The sequence below is a fragment of the Sphingobium terrigena genome (assembly GCF_003591655.1).
In the GTDB taxonomy this organism is placed as follows: Bacteria; Pseudomonadota; Alphaproteobacteria; order Sphingomonadales; family Sphingomonadaceae; genus Sphingobium; species Sphingobium terrigena.
In genome coordinates this window covers 17572-34783 of sequence record NZ_QVRA01000014.1, presented here as the reverse complement: position 1 = coordinate 34783, position 17212 = coordinate 17572, and the positions used below count along the sequence as shown (strand labels likewise).

At 63.5% G+C, this 17212-nt stretch carries 16 protein-coding genes; all 16 read left to right on the top strand.

The genetic code is table 11. The features are described 5' to 3' along the window. Positions 1 to 3 precede the first annotated feature (3 nt). The 16 genes from D0Z70_RS15360 to D0Z70_RS15285 all read left to right on the top strand — a co-directional run bounded on the left by D0Z70_RS15360 (position 4) and on the right by D0Z70_RS15285 (position 17210). Positions 4 to 609 carry a TraV family lipoprotein gene (locus tag D0Z70_RS15360; protein WP_182913979.1) on the top strand — a complete coding sequence of 202 codons (606 nt, stop codon included), beginning with the start codon at positions 4 to 6 and terminating at the stop codon, positions 607 to 609. Next, positions 606 to 3128: a TraC family protein gene (locus D0Z70_RS15355; RefSeq protein WP_119747983.1), complete on the top strand. Its 2523-nt coding sequence runs from the start codon at positions 606 to 608 to the stop codon at positions 3126 to 3128. The genes D0Z70_RS15360 and D0Z70_RS15355 overlap by 4 nt, the downstream gene beginning before the upstream one ends. Next, positions 3125 to 3454 (top strand): hypothetical protein, encoded by a 330-nt coding sequence (locus tag D0Z70_RS15350; RefSeq protein WP_119747981.1) that lies wholly within the window; start codon positions 3125 to 3127, stop codon positions 3452 to 3454. Before D0Z70_RS15355 ends, D0Z70_RS15350 begins: the two co-directional genes overlap by 4 nt. Further along, positions 3451 to 3828: a hypothetical protein gene (locus D0Z70_RS15345; RefSeq protein WP_119747979.1), complete on the top strand. Its 378-nt coding sequence runs from the start codon at positions 3451 to 3453 to the stop codon at positions 3826 to 3828. Before D0Z70_RS15350 ends, D0Z70_RS15345 begins: the two co-directional genes overlap by 4 nt. Then, positions 3825 to 4061, top strand: a complete 237-nt coding sequence (locus D0Z70_RS15340; RefSeq protein WP_239018942.1) for a hypothetical protein — start codon at positions 3825 to 3827, stop codon at positions 4059 to 4061. The genes D0Z70_RS15345 and D0Z70_RS15340 overlap by 4 nt, the downstream gene beginning before the upstream one ends. Positions 4062 to 4131: 70 nt before the next feature. Next, complete coding sequence (locus tag D0Z70_RS15335; RefSeq protein WP_239018941.1) at positions 4132 to 4722, top strand: conjugal transfer protein TraW; 591 nt, start codon at positions 4132 to 4134, stop codon at positions 4720 to 4722. Continuing rightward, complete coding sequence (locus tag D0Z70_RS15330) at positions 4719 to 5732, top strand: TraU family protein (protein ID WP_119747974.1); 1014 nt, start codon at positions 4719 to 4721, stop codon at positions 5730 to 5732. The genes D0Z70_RS15335 and D0Z70_RS15330 overlap by 4 nt, the downstream gene beginning before the upstream one ends. 137 nt (positions 5733 to 5869) lie before the next feature. Continuing rightward, on the top strand, positions 5870 to 6055 hold the full coding sequence (locus D0Z70_RS25410) for a hypothetical protein (protein ID WP_239018940.1): 186 nt from the start codon (positions 5870 to 5872) through the stop codon (positions 6053 to 6055). Further along, positions 6052 to 7983, top strand: a complete 1932-nt coding sequence (locus D0Z70_RS15320; protein WP_119747970.1) for a hypothetical protein — start codon at positions 6052 to 6054, stop codon at positions 7981 to 7983. The genes D0Z70_RS25410 and D0Z70_RS15320 overlap by 4 nt, the downstream gene beginning before the upstream one ends. Further along, a complete protein-coding gene (gene traN / locus D0Z70_RS15315; RefSeq protein WP_119747968.1) occupies positions 7980 to 9074 on the top strand; it encodes a conjugal transfer protein TraN in 1095 nt (364 codons plus the stop codon). The genes D0Z70_RS15320 and traN overlap by 4 nt, the downstream gene beginning before the upstream one ends. Before the next feature lie 265 nt (positions 9075 to 9339). Next, positions 9340 to 9936, top strand: coding sequence for a type-F conjugative transfer system pilin assembly protein TrbC (locus D0Z70_RS15310; RefSeq protein ID WP_338054906.1), 597 nt, complete (start codon positions 9340 to 9342; stop codon positions 9934 to 9936). Then, positions 9908 to 10504 carry a S26 family signal peptidase gene (locus D0Z70_RS15305; RefSeq protein WP_119747964.1) on the top strand — a complete coding sequence of 199 codons (597 nt, stop codon included), beginning with the start codon at positions 9908 to 9910 and terminating at the stop codon, positions 10502 to 10504. The genes D0Z70_RS15310 and D0Z70_RS15305 overlap by 29 nt, the downstream gene beginning before the upstream one ends. Beyond that, complete coding sequence (locus tag D0Z70_RS15300; protein ID WP_119747962.1) at positions 10501 to 11388, top strand: conjugal transfer protein TraF; 888 nt, start codon at positions 10501 to 10503, stop codon at positions 11386 to 11388. Before D0Z70_RS15305 ends, D0Z70_RS15300 begins: the two co-directional genes overlap by 4 nt. Then, a complete protein-coding gene (locus D0Z70_RS15295) occupies positions 11385 to 11987 on the top strand; it encodes a hypothetical protein (protein WP_119747960.1) in 603 nt (200 codons plus the stop codon). The genes D0Z70_RS15300 and D0Z70_RS15295 overlap by 4 nt, the downstream gene beginning before the upstream one ends. A 46-nt stretch (positions 11988 to 12033) precedes the next feature. Then, complete coding sequence (locus D0Z70_RS15290) at positions 12034 to 13458, top strand: conjugal transfer protein TraH (RefSeq protein WP_119747958.1); 1425 nt, start codon at positions 12034 to 12036, stop codon at positions 13456 to 13458. 8 nt (positions 13459 to 13466) lie between these two features. Then, the gene (locus D0Z70_RS15285) at positions 13467 to 17210 is read left to right on the top strand and encodes a conjugal transfer protein TraG N-terminal domain-containing protein (RefSeq protein ID WP_119747956.1); all 3744 of its coding nucleotides are present in this window, start codon (positions 13467 to 13469) and stop codon (positions 17208 to 17210) included. The last annotated feature ends 2 nt before the right edge of the window (positions 17211 to 17212 follow it).

The window sequence follows — 17212 nt, the reverse complement described above, 5'->3', positions numbered from 1 at the left end:
GCCATGAAGATGCTCCGACCCTGCCTCCTCCTGCTGCCCCTTCTCGCGCTGCCCGGCTGCGCGACCATGGGATCGGTGATGTCACCCTATAGCGAGAAATTCTCGTGCAAGAATAGCGACCATGGCCAGTGCATTCATCCGGGCCAAGCCTATGCCGATGCGGTCGCGGGCCGCGCCTCAAAATCCGATCCTGCCGTCACCCTTGATCACAAGCTGCTCGCTCCGGACAAGAAGCGGGCCCGCAGCATAGACAAGGGGCCCGCCAGGGCTGCGGCGACACCCTCGGCTATGGCGCAACCTGGCCAGCGCCATGTCGGCGCGCTGATCGAGGCTCCCGGATCGCCGATGCTGCGCCCTTCGCGCACCATCCGGACATTGATCCTTCCCTATGCCGACAAGCAGCGCCCCGACCGGCTCTATATGGCGCGCTATATCTATTCGATCATCGACCGGCCTGCCTGGGTCGTGGGCGACTATCTGGTGGAACCGGGCGGGCGAACGCCTGCGCCACCGGTGCTGCGCACGATGCGCGAGCCCGAACCGGGCAGCACAGACGTGCCGACGCAAGAGGCCATGCCGCTTGCCATCCATCCGGAGAAACGGCCATGAGCGTGCGGCCCGGCAACAAAAGTCTGAGCTATCAGCGCCTGCGCGCCGCCGTGACCCGCGACGCCTATTCGGATTTTTTGCCGATGGTCGCCTGGGTCGATGAGGAGGAAGCTTTCCTCTGCATTGACGATGGCTGGGGCCAGGCCTGGGAGCTTGTGCCGTCCGCCTATATGTTCGCCCATGTGCAACAGGCGTTGCTCGGGCTGCTCAATATCCATTTTCCCGAGGGCACGGTCCTCCAGCTCATCACCTTTGCCGATCCGCTGATCGACCCGGCGCTTGACGCCTATCTCGATATGAAGGTCAGGCCAGACCCGCTGGTCCAGGCCTCGGCCCGGCGCACCGCCGACTATCTGCGCGGCGGAACCAAGGGCCTGGATGCGCTCCATGCCATTCCTGTACGCGACTTCCGGTTGTTCCTCGCGATCAAGACGCGGGTGAAGCTCGGCGCGGACCTGCGCCGCCAGGTGGAAGAGCAACTGGCGAAGATGGGTATCCGACGGCTACCGCCCGACGAACTGGTCAGCTTCTATCGCCGGATCTTCAACGGCGTCTTCGCGCCCGCGCCGGGGGTATTCCTCAGCGAGAGCATGGGCGGCATGCCCGCCCCATCGATCGCGCGGCAGATTATCGAGGCTGGACCTGACCTTTGCTTCGAAGGCCCGGAGGTGTTTCTCGGCAACCAGGTGGCGCGTTGCCTCACGCCCAAAGCGCCCGCACGCCGGATCACCGCCGAGCGCGCCAACCGCCTCATGGGCGGGATGCGCGGCTCTGCGGAGGACAGCGACCAGATCGGCGGGCCGTTCCTCTATTGCCTCTCGGTCCTGTTCGACCATTCGCAGTTCGAAATCCACAAGCGCGCGCAGATCCTCTCCGCGCAAAAGGCCGCGGGCAGTTTTGCAGTCGAAGTTGGCAAGCAGATCGAGGAGATTGGCTGGATTCTCGATGAAGCATCCAACAGTCGCTTCGTCTCGGTGATCCCTACCATGTGGGTATTCGGCCGCGACAGCGCCCAGGCGCGTGAGATGGCGGCGCGCGCCAAGCGCTTGTGGGAATCAGAACCCCTGCCCTTCATGGTGCAGGAAGAAAGCTATCTGCTGCCCGTACTGCTCGCTGCCAGCCTGCCCTTTGGGCTCTATCCCGAAAAGCAGACATTGAAACTGCTGGAACGCGATTTTCGCATGGCCGTGAAGGCCGCAAGCCTCATGGTGCCGGTCCAGACCGATTTTCGCGGCGGTGGCCGCCCGGCCCTGCTCTATGTCGGACGCAAGGGCCAGCTCATCACGCTCGATCTCTTCGACCCACGCATCAACAATTATAATTTCATCGTTTCGGCTGAGTCCGGCGCAGGCAAGAGCTTCCTGCTCAATAATTTGTGCCAACAATATTATGCGCAGGGCGCGCTCATCCGCATCATCGATATCGGCGGCAGCTACCGCAAGCTCTGCACACTCTGCTCGGGGCGTTATATCGACATCGGCGAGGAGCGCCTCGTCCTCAATCCCTTCGACATGGGGCTCGCGCTCGATGGCGAAGACAAGCAGTCGGCGATCGCCATGGCGGTCGCGATCGTCGCGGAAATGGCGAATGCCTCGACCCGCAAGCCGGTCACCACATCGGAATGGAACCTGCTTAAATCCGCCGTGCAATGGACGGTCGACAGCGGGCGCGGCGAAGATGGCATCGACGCGGTGCGCGCTTGGCTCGGCCGCTATCCCGACAATGCCGCCTCCGACCTCGACCGGGTCGACCATCTGGTGCCGGTCGCGCGCGAACTGGCGTTCAACCTGCGCGATTTCGGGTCGCAGGGCGCCTATGGCCATTTCTTCAATGGTCCTTCGACACTCGACATCTCGCGCGACGAGTTCGTGGTGCTGGAGCTCGAACGCTTAAAAGCGCTACCAGACCTCTTCAACGTGATCGTCATGGTGGTGGTAAACGCGGTCACCCAGGAGCTTTATCTCTCGGCCCGCGACAAACCCCGCTTCGTGCTGTGCGACGAGGCCGCGCAGTTCATGACCCGCAGCGACGGGCAGGACCTCTCCCGTCTCGCCGAGGCGTTCGACCAGGGCTATCGCCGCGCGCGCAAATATCAGGGGAGCTTTGGTATCGTGCTCCAAAGCATGAACGACCTCATGCTCTTTGGCGGCACCGGACAGGTGATCCTGGAAAATGCCGCGACCAAATTCCTGCTGCAGGGTTCCACCTATGACAAGGCGGTGGATAACAAGATCCTCGACTATTCAGGCTTCGTCCTCGATCTTCTGAAATCGGTCCGCAACGCCAAGCCCAACTATTCCGAAGTGTTCATCGATAGTCCGCTGGGCCTCGGCATCGCGCGACTGGTGGTCGATCCATTCAGCTACTGGATCAATACTTCTGCGCCCAATGAGGTTGCCGCGTTCGAGGCGCTCGTGCGGGCCGGTCGCAATCCGCTGGAGGCGGTCTGCGAACTGGCCGGTGTCGATCCAGCCCAAATACTGGGCGGAGATACTCGCCAGGAGGGGAGGGTAGCATGACGCACAAGCCTGCAACCCATCCCGATCAGCTGGCGCTCGACTGGGAAAATGACCCGGCGATCGAAGCGATGATCGAAGCGCGTGTCGCCCGCCGCGCCGAGGCCGCCGCTTTCCATTGGCGACTGCGGCTTGTCGCGATCGAAACCTGCATGATGGGCAGTCTCGTCATCATAGCCGGGATCGCGCTCCATCAGCCACCGCTCCAGGCCATACGGGCGGGCATCCTCGTCGCTGCCGCCTGCTGTGCGAGCGGCCTGCTGCTGATCGGCCTGTCGGGCGCGTGCGGGATGGTCTTCTCACGCTTGCGGCAATGGAGGGCGCAATGAAAGCCGATCACGCCAATGGCTTCGATCTTGGCCTGGACGTCGAAGACGATGTCCATGGGCTCCTTGCCTATGCGCGCAGCGTGAGCAACCCGGCACTTGGTATCGACGCGGTTGCGCAGGCGATCGTCACGGTTATCCAGGCGGAACGCCGCTTTGCGCGGATGAGCTACGCCCTGTTGGTGACCGGCGGCATCGCCAATGCCGCGTTTTGCGCATTTGCCGCAGCCTGGCTCTTCCAGGCGCCGTTTGCCGAAGGCATGTTCATCGGCATCTGCGCCGGAATGGGCGCGGGCTCGACAGGTCTGATCCTGATTCCCTGGGACGCAATTGTCGAGCGCTTTCATGCCATCATCCAGTGGTGGAGGCGGATGTGAACGGCATCTTCTCCGCCACGCCCGCGCCAGGACCCATCCGTCTGCTGATCGGCAGCCAGGGCCTTGCGCTCGTGCAAACCTGTGTCGCCTGGCAATTGCCGACCGCGCCCGCGGTCGTCCGCATTCTCAGCGCGGTCATAGCGGTGATTGCGATAGCCGCGCTGATCAGCGCCGCGATCGGCGAGGCGCGCGAGAACCGTGCGCCATATTGGAGACGGCGTCATGGGCGCTAGAAGCATGGGCCGAGGCCACCCTCGTCATGCCCTACGAGTAATAGCGCCCTTGGCGCTGATGACCGGGCTGATGACGCAGCCGCCCGTCACCGCTGCGACCAGCACTATCGGGCGCACCTGGCCGATCGCCGAGCCCGATGCGCTGAGCGAGATCGAAAGCCGCGCCGCGCATGTTCCCGACATGAAAGCCGCCTTCGGCCCGCGCGAGCGCTGGTCGGCCATGCAACCTGCCACGCTCGGCATCGCCCGCGACGATCGCCGCCGAACGGTCGTGCCCTTCTATACCCTCGATCAGGATATTCGGCTGCCGAGCGGAAAGCTGCTTTACGCCAAAGGCTATAGCTTCAATCCGCTTGCCTATGTCACGCTGCCCCAACGGCTGATCGTCGTGCACCCCAGCGATCTGGCCTGGGCGCTGCGCACCGCAAGGCCCGCCGATTTCATCCTGCTTGCCGCCGGTGGTCTTTCCCAGACCGCAGATGCACACGCCGATGCGATCACGTTGGGCGAACGACACGGCCGGGCGCTGTTTCTGCTCGAAGAGCGCGTCAAGGCACGGCTCGGCCTGACGGTCGCCCCGGTGATCGTCGCGCAGGCGGGCCAAAAGCTGGTGCTGACCGAGGTCGTCATGGCCCCAAGCCTGCGGAGGGCTGCGCGATGAAGATGCTCTCTGTCCGACGCGTTTTGACGCTCGGCTCAGCCCTCGCGGCACTGGCGATCGCGTCCCCCGCCCATGCCTCCAAATGCGAGGCGGGCACGATCTTCAACCCGATCACCAAGGTGCGCTGGAACTGCATCTTCCCGATCACCATCGGCGGGGTAAAGGTGGGTCCGAGCGATCCGCTCGGCAGGGCGCTCGACGCACAATCGGCCTCCAAGCCTTTATGTGCGTGCCGCAAGGGCGTGACCTTCTGGTTTGGCGTCAAGGTCAGCTTCTGGTCGCCCAATCGCATGGTCGATATTGTGACCGAGCCCGGCTGCATGATGGCGCTGGGCGCTGACATCATGCCGACCGGCGGCAGACTGCAGGGCAGCCACACCAGCATCGCCGACGGCACTAACACGCGCAAGATGTTCGCGCAGATGCACTATTATATCGCGCCGGTCTGGAAGATGCTCGACATGTTCACCGACCTGCCCTGCATCGAGGATGATGGCTTCGACGTGGCGCTGATCACGGAGGTCCTGCCGACCTGGCAGTCGGCGACTTTGGGCGCGATCATCCAGCCAGAGGCAATCCTGTTCGGCAATCCGGCCGCTGGCCTTGCCTGCATGGCCGACAGCGCGGCAGCGGCTGCGGGCAAGGTCGTCGATCCGCTCTTCTGGTGCATGGGATCCTGGGGCGCGACCTATCCGATCGCTGGCGACATCCATTTTGGCGACAGCGTCGAAGCATGGGCGGGACTCGCTGCGCGCGGCGTCTTCATGATGGGTCGGCTCGGCGCCCTCACTGTCAGTTCAGCGGACGGCTGCTCGTTCATCCCGCAGCCGGTCTGGACCAAGAGCCGCTACAAGTTCCAGCTGATGGAACCGGTCAAGGGCGGCCAGTGCGTCAATGTCGGGCGGCCAGGCGCGCTGTGGACCAGTGCCAAACATGCGCCGGGCAAGGACAATGCCCAGTTCATGCTGTTTGAAAAGACGATCTGCTGCGCCGGGGTTTCGACGCCATGAACAGGTCGCCTTTCCCGATCCGCATGCCCTCGTCTGGCATCAGCCGATGGTCTGCCCGTCATTCCACCGAGCCAGGCGTTCCCCATGCGGTCAGGCCGGTGTCGCATCCCCCCTGCGGCACCGGTCGGACGGTCAGCGTGGCCACACATGCAGACGATCATGCGGCGGTCCCCTCTTCGCCGCATGTGGTCGTGGCCATGCTGACCGTTTTTGAAGGTCAGGCTGTATTCCGGGCAGAGCTTGCCGACCCTGTTCCAGCTATATTTCTGTTCCGGCTGCGGCGCGGGTCGCGGCAGATCAATCCGGTCGAGCACCGGCCATGAGGACAGCAACCCTCGCCCTTCTCGCAGCGCTCAGCCTGCCTGCCCCGCTCCATGCGCAGACCGCGCAGGACCGCGCCCGCGCCGCGGCGGCCGCCGCGCGGGCGAAGAGCGCTGACAGCGATGCGCTGCTGGGCAATTATGTGACGCCGGGGCTGGCGGGCCAGCCCATCACCACGGTCGACACCAAAAAGACCTTCACCCCCAATCTTGCCTGCCAGAAAAGCGCGACGCTGCTCGAACTGCTCGCCCAGCCCAGTGCCACCGGCGATATCGGCATGCTCAGCATTTCGCGCGACAGCGATCTGGACGGAAGCTTCGATGAGGCATTGACCGTTCCGGTCCCCACGTCCGGGATTTGCGCCAATGGGATCATCTCCTGCGCGCCGGGCAGCTGGGACGCATGCCGCTTCTTCCGCTGGGACGCTTCTGCATCCGGGGCACTGAAGCTGTCCCCGGTCGAGCTGACCGATCTGGCCGGTTGTTACTGCGTCAATAATAGCTGCGGCAGCAATCTGGTCTGGGGCAATATGGCTTCGATCCTTAAGGATCTGGGCGGCGGCGTTGTCGGCGCGCTTACCACGGCCGACCCGCGTATCGGCATCGCGCAGGCCGCCATCGATGGCCCGCTCATCCGCTATACCGGCGCGCAAACCACATCCTGCGCGGCGCAGCCGCAGGTGGGCGCCACGGCGTATAAGGCCAATCCGGGCGCCATCGCGGGCGACGCCTATGGCGCCGCGCAAACGAGCAGCATTTTCCAGGCGCTTGTCCAGTCGTCGACCGGAACCGGCACGTCGCAGGTGCGCCGAGGCTGCGCGATCACCCGGCAGATCACGCAGGAAGAAATAGCCGCCGAGATGATCATCGATCGTGTGGCGGGCGGCTACTCAACCTATGCCACAGACCCAAGCAGCCGCACCTTCGTCATGGGCTCGCCCACCGATAATAGCCTCACAGGCGGATCCTGCACGCTTATCGATTTTCACATGACATTGCGGGTCAAGGACGCCGCAAGGCTTCAGCAGCTACTTCTGACCCGCTTTGGCGGGGACGACTGGGCGCAGATCAGGATCGATGGAGACCTGGTTGGCTCTGGCCCGGAAGTCTGGACCGGATCGGGACCGCCGCCGGGCAAATGCGAGAAGAAGAGCGCCTTCTATGTCGATCCCGGCCTCGATCTCACCTCCAGGCTGACGCAAGGCGATCATGATATCTGGTTGCGGGTCGCGGTTGCCGATGGCGGCGAAGCCTATGCGGCGATCGACGCGAAGGTGGACGCCGGCTGCAAGTCGAGCGAGCAGCTTGTCGATAGCTGTTCGGGCTATGCGGCCAATAATGCCTGCCGTCTCGACGATGAGAATGTCGATGGCGTCATCACCTATCGCAACGGCGTCAAGACCGGGCTCACCCCCCTGCCCCAAACGCGGTTGATCGGCACGGGTGCTTGCGCGACCACGATCAGCCGCGCCTTCTTCGAACGCCAGCGCAGCTATGCCTGCACGGTCGATAGCGGCGCGCTCCCACAGCCCGATCTCTCCCGCGGCACCTATATCATCGATCATTCGACCGAGACTTTGCTCGCTGACCGGGTCAAGAATGCCGATGGCAGCCATAGCCTGACAACCCGCAATTTCTCCTTGCCCGTGTCCGGCAGCGTCAATGCCTGCGAGCCCATCTGCAAAACCCGCAAGGCGCAGGTCAATATAGCCGCAGCCCCCGATGGCGTGACCGGTTCCAGACAGACTGATCCCTTGGGCTGGGACTATCACTATCACGCCTGCCAGGAGAATGATGTCTGCCCTGCGGGCGAGGGCGAGGAACTGGTGCAGGGCTGTGGCTGCATCGATGATTTTCCCGAAGCGGTAGTGATGATGCAGACCGTACATCTGGGCGGCGCCGACATGGTCTGCACGAGTGCCGTGCGATGAGGTCGCTGCATATCTTGCTTTTGGGGCTGATCCTCCTCGTCGGCGCTGGTTCCTTATTCCCCGGCACCGCAAGCGCTCAGCAGCTTTGCGCTGTCGATCTTAACGGCAATGGCGATGCGGCGGACGACGGCGAAACGGCAAGCTGCCATCTGACCGGCGCGGGCGGATGGATGTGCCCCATTGGCGAAACACCGTGTGAGACGGATGGAGCGGGAGCGATGCGGTGCCCGCTCGGCGAGCAATATGCCTGCGCTGTGCCGGCCAGCGGCGGCGCGCCAAGCTGCTCGGCCAACGCCTGTATCGACACCAGCGCCAATCCGATCGTCGAGGAGCCGGTGGTGGATGATCCCGGCGTCGCGGCCAACGGCACCGTCGATGCCGATGGCCATTGCCTTGGCACGATCGAGATCTTCTCCGGACGCGCCGCGCGTTGCCGTCCTGCCGGACTCAGCACCACCTTCCAGAATTGCTGCAAGGACAAGGGCAAGATCGTGAAGGACGGCATGGGCGGATCGAATTCGTCGATTACGACCAAGATCGCGGTGGCCAAGGGCGTCTTCACCGGCATGAAAGCCGCCTACACCGCCTTCAAGGCAGGCGCGACCGCAAGCCAGGCAGCGAGTGCCGGTGCCAATGCGATCATCGTCGGCATCGATCCCACATCGATCGCGATCAGCCTAGCGGTCAACTTCATGATCGATCTCCTGCTCCAAGGTTGCGACCAGCAGGATATGGAAGTGGGCATGCTGCGCGGTTCGGGCATGTGCCATGAGATCGGCAGCTATTGTTCGTCGAGCATCCTTGGCGTGTGCGTCCAGAAGGCGCGGGGCCATTGCTGCTTCAACACAAAGCTTGGCCGTATCATCCAGGAACAGGGCCGCCCACAGTTGAAGGCCTTTAGCGCCATCGGCTGGGGCACTGCGAAGCAACCCTATTGCCGAGGCTTTAGCCCGCAAGAATTCCAGGCGCTCGATTTCAGCAAAATGGACCTCTCCGAATATTATGCGGAAATCGAGGCGCGCGCCCAATCCGAAATCCAGATCGAGATGAAGGACAAGATCGATGCCCATATGCAGACGATCCGCAACTAGGTGCGCCCTGCTTCTGGCGGCTCTCGCGCTCTATCCCGCATCGGTGCGAGCAAGTGAACCGCAGGCTTTGGCAGAACAGCCGACGAGCGCAAATGCGCGTACGCGCATCCAGGATCAGGGTGACGCGGCTATGGAGCGCGTGAAGCGGGCTGCCGCCAAGGCGAAGGCTTCAACGAAAGCCTCGCCCGTTCTGCCCTCAAAAGCCGACGCTGGCGCGGAGCGCCGCGCCTTCGAGGGGATAAGCAGGCGCAAGCAGGATCCTGCCATGGCGGATCGCGTCAAGGCAGACGTCGCGGCGACGCGCAAAGCCCTGGCCATCGAACGGGACACCGCCAGTCGGCGGATCGCGCAGGCCCTGGGCCTTGAACAGCCCAAAGAAGCGGCATTGGCTGGCGTTGTTTCCGGCAGCAGCGCGAACCAGTGGCTCCCGCTACTGTTTGTGTCCTCCTCCATGCCGGTTGAAACACTGCGCACTTACGCAGGGCAGCTCGAACGGGCCGGGGGCGTCATGGCTTTTCGCGGCATGCCGGGCGGGATGCGGCAGGTTGGACCGATGGCGCAATTATCAGCCGCGATACTGCGCCGCGATCCGGGATGCGAAGGTCCCGCCTGCGCCATGCGCGACGTGCAGCTGATCGTCGATCCACTGATTTTCCGGCAGCATCGCGTCAGCCAGGTGCCGGCGCTGGCGATGATCCCAGGCGATCCGACCCGGCCCTATTGCGAGCGCGACGAGGCGAGCCCGCGCGCAGCGCATCTCGTGCTGGGCGATGCTGCCCTGTCCGGGCTTCTCGAGGAATATGGCCGCCTTGGCGGCAAGGCGGAGGTGCAGGATGCTCTTGCTCACATGGCGCGCCAGTAACCGGGTCTGGCGCGAACTCAAGGATCTGCCGCTGCGCGCAGCCGTGGCGCTGGGCGCTGCTGGTCCTGGGCAGCCGCCCCGTTCGGGTCAGCTTTTCAAGGCCTATGGGATCGTACTGCCGATTGGTCTCTTTGCCTGGTGGGCGATGCCGCAGATCACATTGGTCATGACGCCCTCCATCGATGCGTGGGTCGTGCACCGCTCCCTCGGCCCGATCCGTCACGGCGACCTCGTCTCGTTCCTTCTGTCCGATCCGATTGCCGGCCCCAAGCCAGTGAATGTCACCAAATATGCGCTGTGCTTGCCAGGCGACCGGATCGTGATGGTTGAAAAGCCTGGCACCGTGGGTCGCGGTTGGACCGGCTGCTACTATTGCAACGGCAGGCTGATGGGCATCGCCAAACCCTTAGCGCGCAGCGGCAAGGCGCTTGACCGTTGGCGACCGGAAAGTCTGCATATTCCCGATGGAATGATCTTCGTCGGCTCGCGACATCCCGACGGATATGACAGCCGCTATTACGGCCCGGTTGCCGTCGAGCGGCTCACCCGCATGGAAAAGCTGCTGTGAAGCGCCTCCTCGCTTTGGTTGCAATGCTGCTTCTGCCCGTCGATATTGCGGGTGCGCAGCCTGTGCCTCCAGGCCCGGGAGGTCGCGGAACACGCGGCTATTGGTGGTATGAAACCCCAAAGGCCAGCGCTGCGGAAGAAGCGGCCGATGATGTCATCCCAAAACCCGTCATACCGCCGATGGCTGAACTGGCCAAATGGGCGCCGCCCCGGATCGCCAAGCTGATCGAACAGCAGCGCGACTATGCCGCCACCGTTCTCACGATCGATGCGGTCGCCGACTTCTGGCGGTTGCAGGATTTTGCCCGGCGCAAGGCACGCGCCTTTGCCGGCGTCACCCAGCTTGCGATGCTCACCTATCCGCAGCTCAATGCCCGGGCCGCCAATCCGATGGTGGGCGAGGCCCGCGATGCGCTGGGCGCACATAAGGACCAGGTCCGCCGCCAATATCTGCGTGCGCATGCCGGGGAATTTGCGCTGGTCATGTTCGCACGGGACTCCTGCGGCTACTGCAAGGTGCAATGGCCGATCGTCCAGCGGTTCCAGGAGAATATGGGCTGGCAGGTCAGCCTGATGGATCTCGACCGCAAACCCGAACTCGGCCAGCGCTTCGGGGTCGAGGTGACGCCGACCACCATGGTCATTCGCCGGAACAGCGCCCAGCGTATGGTAATCGCAGCAGGCGTCGAGACTTATCCCAATCTCGCCCAGATGGCCTATCAGGCGGCCCGGCTGCTGCGCGGCGACATCCGGCCCGAACAATGGCTGACGGGAGCCGGCGAGGAAGACGGCTTCTTCGATGCGCTCGCCAATGGACCCGTCTCCGCGACCGATCCGCGCGTGATCGGCGGCGACCTCGTCGATGCCCAGGGGCCAAGGCCGTGACGCGCCTCGCGCAGGCCCTGTTCGCCTGGGCTATCTTGCTGACAATATCGGTGCAGACGCCCGCAACAGCCGCTGCGCAGCCGACGGATCGCGGCCTTGCCAGGCGAGCCGCCATTCATCCGGTGTCGACAGCCGCAGACATGCGTCTCTGGCTGGCCCGCGTGCCGGTGACGCGAGACTTTCCTGCCGATTTCGAGAGCATGCTGCGTGGCCAAGCGTCGCTCTACACTATCGAGATGAGCACATCGCCCGGCTGCCTGCCATGCGGCGATCTGTGGACCAAGCTTTCCGCTTTTCGTACCCGCTATGGTTGGCACGTCCGGACGTTGGGGCAAGAGGAAGCGATGCTGCGATCAGGACGTCTCGGCCTTCCTTGGGTCGGAAACCCGGTCGCATGGGTGCGCCCGCTTGCCGACCCGAACCGCATGGTGCCGATCGCGATCGGCACCGACCATAGCGCCAATATTGCGCGCAACGCCTGGCTTGCAGCCCGGATGCTGACCGGAACCCGGGCAGCGGTAGGCGTGCGTGCCATGTCGAAATTTACCGGGATCGTCGGCGTGAGGGCGCTGACCTCCTCTAACCCAAAGCGACGCTGATCATGGCGGGGCAGCGTCACATGTCCATTTTCATGAGGAACCTGCCATGCGATGTCATCCATATCGTCTGACCCTCGCCTTCTCCATCCTCGTCGCGTCATGCGGCCAGGCGGCCCCTGCCTATGCCCAAGGCTGGGCCGAAAGCTGGTTCGATAATGTCACCTATAGCTCGCCGGGCAGCTTCGAGGACCAGACCCGCGGCTATGTGACCGCGGGCGGCATGTCGGGTCGCGTCGACGTGCATGACGATTATCTCATGAGCCTGACGCTTCCCAAGGTGAAGGCGGGCTGCGGGGGCATCGACATGTTTTTAGGGGGCATGTCGTTTCTCGACCCCGACTATCTGGTCCAGAAGCTGGAGACGATCCTGCAGGCTGCGCCAGCCGTCGCTTTCCAGTATCTGCTCGAAACGCTCGACGAGAAAATGGGTAACATCATCTCGAAGATGGAGGCAGCGACCAATTATCTCAATTCCATCCAGGTGAACGACTGCCGTCTCGCCAATCGCATGGTTCAGATTGCCAAAGGCGACGATAATATGTCGGGGATCGTCGAGGAGATGACCGGATACAAGTCGATCCGCGCAGGCTATGCCAATAGCTGGCAACAGAGCCGGGAGAAGATCCAAGCTAATAAGGGTAATCCGACCGAGGATCTGAAGGACGCGCTGGCCAATTGCCCAGTCGAGGTCACCGACATCTTCAAGACCGGTTCGCTGCTGGGCCATGCTGCCGCGCGTGTCGGTGCGTCCGACTGGGCGGGTGTGATGCGTGCCAGGGTCGGCGATGTCTATATGCGCTGGGATGATAAGGACAAAGTGCCGCTCTTCTCGGCCATCCCCGCCTGCCCGCGCCAGGATAGCGAGAGCGCCGATGATTTCCTGACCGGACGGGTGCCCACCCGTGCGCTCAACATTCCCGCGACAGCTTCGGATTGCTCGGTGAGCGGCGCCGGGCGCGGCGCTCTGCTGCTGGCGCGGGAAAGGATGGTATCGGTGGCCGCCAAGATCCGTACCCGCGCCGCGTTGACGACAGAAGAAAAGCAGTTCGTCGCCAATGTGCGGACCCTGCCGGTCTACCGCCTGCTCGAATGGGGCGTGCGGCAGGGCCTGACCGACAGCGTGATCGCCGACACCGACGAGCTGGTCGCCCTCACCCTCGCCTATCAGATGCTCAATGATCTCACCCGCTCGATCGACTTTGCGCTGCAGAATGCCGAGCGCGGCGTGACGACGGCGGGCGCGGCCGACGCGGACAACACGAACATCTGCCAGACGCGCATCCTGACCAAGGGCATCGAGCAGCTAAGCGAACTGCGCGACGAGGTGCTGCGCCAGCGCTCGCAGATGCGCCAGTCCTACATCGCGGCCATGAACCAGGCGAACCTCTCGGCAAATTATGCCGGGGTGGTGCGCCAGCGCGACCGTGATGCGCGTGACGCCGCTGGCGCCAACGCCAATCGCAACCGGTGAGGCGAGCCATGCGTCATCTCATCCGCCTGGCATGCGTCCTGTTCGGCTTGCTGAGCGCCACGCCCGCGCTGGCGATCGATGCCAGCTATCACACTTGGGACGGCTTTTCCGAAACCGTCGATGCGTTTCACCTGGTGGCGATGATCTTCGGTGATCCGCGCTATGAAACACTGGTTTTGATTGTCGCGGTGGTTGGCATTGGCCTTGGCGCGGTCATCGCCAGCATTCGGGGTTCGGGCATGGGCCTGGTTGCATTCGGCTTCCAGATGCTGGTCGGTATAGGCCTGTTCGCCGGGATGATCGCCACGACCGGTACCGTCCACATCTATGACCGGGTGCGCAACGCCTATCAGCCGGTCGGCGGCGTCCCCAATCTCATCGTGCTGGTCGCCGGCGTCACCAACCTGATGGAACGGGCGCTTGCTGAAACGATCGATGACAACACCACCGATCCCAATGCCAAGCTGGAATTTGGCGCTGGCGGCCATGCGTTCGACCTGTTCCTCAACGCAGTCTCGCCGCGCAGCCCGATTGTCGACACCTTCCTCGACGCGAGCGTGAAGGATTATGTTCGCCAATGCTACCCGGTTGCGCGTGTCTCACCGGCCTATGGCGTCGATGACGATCAGCTGTTCCGGACCTCGACTGACCTTCCCGCCTCCTTTGCGGCGATGGCGGGCCCTGCGACCTTCTCGACCGTCTTCACGGCGAGCGACAAAGGGGGCGCGACCATGAGCTGCGATGCAGCGTGGGACCATATTGCCGATCGCCTGTCGGACTCCACTGTGTTCGACGCTTATAGCGACCAGGTCTGCGCTCGCACCGGGTTCGATGTAAGCCAGGCGAGCCAGCGCGATCGCTGCCGCCAGCAGATCGATGCGCTGGGCGACATGATGCTGGGCCAATCCATGAGCCGGCAGACGTTCCTCACCAACATTCTGCTCGGTCAGACGGTCGGCGATGTCTTGTTCGAAGATTCGCCTGCAGCCACGGCGCGGGTAATGGCGAACCGGGCGATCGAGTCCAATGGACTTGCCACGCTTTCCACTGCCAATGAGTGGATGCCGACCATCCGGGCTTCGGTGTTCGCGATCATGCTCATGATGATGCCGATCGCGCTGCTGTTCATCCTGACGCCGATCAACCTGCGGGTCGCAAGCTTCGCGCTGGGCCTGTTCGTGTTCGTCGCGCTCTGGGGCGTGATCGATGCGGGCATTTACCAGCTCACCCTTGGCCGGGCGATGGATGTGCTGGCCGAATTGCGCGCGACCAATGTCGCGGCCGATAGCTGGATCCTGGCACCATCAGCCGCGATGAAGGCGCTCGCCATCTTCGGCTCGTTCCGAACCGCAGCCGCGGGCCTGGCGGGCGCATTCGTGTTCACCGTGTTCCGCTTCTCTGGCAATATGTTCACTGCGTTCACGTCGGGCATGCTCGGCGTCCAGGGTCAGGGCAGCATGGCGGCGGCAACCATCGGGACCAGCGAGGGCTATGCCTCTGCACTCGAAGCGCAGGCATCGGCCGGTGGCACGATGGCGCGGCGCTCCACCTCGTCGGGGTTCGGCGATTTTGGCGAACGCAGCAGTTTTGGGCTCGATCGCGCCTTTGCGTCGGCCGGGTCGGTCATCGGAGAACATGGCGGCGGCGCGACCGGAACGGCGGCGTTCGGGCTGGGTCGGGCCGATGCCGCGCGGGAACTGGGCGGGCTCTCCCCTGCCCTGGTCGGGCGGGATTTGAACGATCCTGCCACGGCCAGCGCGATCCGCGCCAATGCAGCGACCTCTGCCATCCACAATTTTGCGCAAGGGGACGCACTTCGCAAGCTAGGCACGAGCTACTTCGGCGAAGGCCAGGGCGGCGAACGCGCTTTTGCCGCCTTCGCGCAGAATATGGTGCAGTGGAAGGCGTTCGGCGACAGCCAAGCCTATGAGATGATGCAGTCGGGCGCGCAGCGGCATTTTGAACGCAGCGGCTATGATGCAAAGGACGCTGCGCTTAAGGCGTCGACCGTGATCGCCCAGGCCAGTGCTGATCCGACCTTTGCCAAGATCACCGCCAACGCCTTCGATCAGGAACAGATGCTGCGCAATGACCTGACTGCCGCGCAGACGCAGGTTGGCGCGATGGAGGGACGACGCGACTATGCCGGCGACAGGGTTGCGGCGGTCGAGCGCGGCAATGTATCGACGGAACAGGCCCATCGTACCGGACATAATCAGGGGCAGCGCGAGGCCGCAGGGATGCTGGGTCTCTCGGTCACCGAAACCAGTCTGCGCATCGGGTTCATCAATGCGTTGTCAGGTGAAGCGCGATCGAGCGCGATCAGCCAGTTGTCGCGCTCGACCGGGCGCAACGAGGCGCAGGTGCTGCGCGCCCTGGAAAGCTATAATGCCGCTGTTCAGGTCGGCACTGCCGACGGAGCAACAGCGGAAGCCGCACGCGAGGGCACAAATGTCTATGGCCGCACGCGCGAGGCCGCCGGTTATGATTTTGCTGAGCGGTCGGGCAAGCTTGATGCCCAACGCGAGATCGGTCCTGATGGCGTGCGCAGCTCGGCCCAGATCGGTGAGCAACGGCGCCAGGCGGACAATGCCGGTTTTGCACAAGGCGCTGCTGCCGCTGGCGTGTCGGTCCGCGAAGCCGCGCGTCTGGATTCTTTCATCCGCGCGCTGGCGGGCACTGCCGGAAACCAGGTCGATATGGCTGAAGGCGGCGCAGAAGGTATCGCCGATCGCGCGCGCAACGAGCGACTGACCGGCATCGTCGACAAGGAGCGGCTCACCCGTACCCAGGCGCTGCTCCGCGAGCATGGCGTGGAGATGTCGAAGCGCCAGATCGCCATGGACCAGAATGGCGACATCGGCCTCAACCTGACGCCGGAACTGGCGGCACAAATGTGGCGCGGGGGACTGATCAACGAAAGCCAGCTTGGCGCGATCGCCAATGGCGGGCATGCCCGGTTCAGTTTTGCGCATAATGATCTGCTCGTCTCCAGCAGCACAGGGTTCAGCCAGTCTGCGCGCAACGACACGAGTACGCGGTTCGAAGCCGGCAAACAGGCGGGGCCGGACACGATCGAGCATTTCCTGGGCAGCGGCGCGCAGGGCCAGACCGCCATGGCCAACTGGTTGCGCGGCGGGTTCGAGATGGATCGGCGGGGTGACTGGCGGCTGAAACCGCAGGTCGCCGATACGCTGGAGCGCGACGTTACCGCGATCATGGTGCAGACCGGGTGGCAACGGTCGCTTTCCCGATCTGCCGAGCACCAAACGCAGGATAGTCAGAGCATATCGGGCAACTTGACCGCTTCAGCGACACGCGGGATGGGTTCGGGAGGCAAGAGTAGCGATAACAAGGGCGGCACCAAGGGTAGCGCTGTCGGTTCGCTCTCCGGCAAGATTGGTATGGACTTTGTGGATCGTGGCAGCGCTTCAGTTTCTGCCCGATCATCGATCGACATTGTGAATTATGATGTTCGGGAGGCGATCGCATCTGCAGAAAAAGTAGCCTCTCGCTCTGGGCGTCCAGAAGAGGCATTCGCCAGGGAGTTGGGAGAACGGGTACTCGGTAGTGATGGGCTCCGTAACCGGTATTTACGACAGGCTGATTCAGGACGGGGTACAGTCGATGTGACTGGCCCCATCACGTCGATGGAGCAGTCGTCGATCCTCAGTTCGGGACGCTTGCTTTTCGATCGCGACAACGGAATGTCGGACGGGGATCCCAGCTTCAAGGAGCGCCGGGATCCATGATG

What these genes read in the sequence shown, in the direction of transcription:
- D0Z70_RS15360 (WP_182913979.1), top strand. Translation starts at nt 4, where the DNA reads ATGAAGATGCTCCGACCCTGCCTCCTCCTGCTGCCCCTTCTCGCGCTG.
- D0Z70_RS15355 (WP_119747983.1), top strand. Translation starts at nt 606, where the DNA reads ATGAGCGTGCGGCCCGGCAACAAAAGTCTGAGCTATCAGCGCCTGCGC.
- D0Z70_RS15350 (WP_119747981.1), top strand. Translation starts at nt 3,125, where the DNA reads ATGACGCACAAGCCTGCAACCCATCCCGATCAGCTGGCGCTCGACTGG.
- D0Z70_RS15345 (WP_119747979.1), top strand. Translation starts at nt 3,451, where the DNA reads ATGAAAGCCGATCACGCCAATGGCTTCGATCTTGGCCTGGACGTCGAA.
- D0Z70_RS15335 (WP_239018941.1), top strand. Translation starts at nt 4,132, where the DNA reads ATGACGCAGCCGCCCGTCACCGCTGCGACCAGCACTATCGGGCGCACC.
- D0Z70_RS15330 (WP_119747974.1), top strand. Translation starts at nt 4,719, where the DNA reads ATGAAGATGCTCTCTGTCCGACGCGTTTTGACGCTCGGCTCAGCCCTC.
- D0Z70_RS15320 (WP_119747970.1), top strand. Translation starts at nt 6,052, where the DNA reads ATGAGGACAGCAACCCTCGCCCTTCTCGCAGCGCTCAGCCTGCCTGCC.
- traN (WP_119747968.1), top strand. Translation starts at nt 7,980, where the DNA reads ATGAGGTCGCTGCATATCTTGCTTTTGGGGCTGATCCTCCTCGTCGGC.
- D0Z70_RS15310 (WP_338054906.1), top strand. Translation starts at nt 9,340, where the DNA reads ATGGCGGATCGCGTCAAGGCAGACGTCGCGGCGACGCGCAAAGCCCTG.
- D0Z70_RS15305 (WP_119747964.1), top strand. Translation starts at nt 9,908, where the DNA reads ATGCTCTTGCTCACATGGCGCGCCAGTAACCGGGTCTGGCGCGAACTC.
- D0Z70_RS15290 (WP_119747958.1), top strand. Translation starts at nt 12,034, where the DNA reads ATGCGATGTCATCCATATCGTCTGACCCTCGCCTTCTCCATCCTCGTC.
- D0Z70_RS15285 (WP_119747956.1), top strand. Translation starts at nt 13,467, where the DNA reads ATGCGTCATCTCATCCGCCTGGCATGCGTCCTGTTCGGCTTGCTGAGC.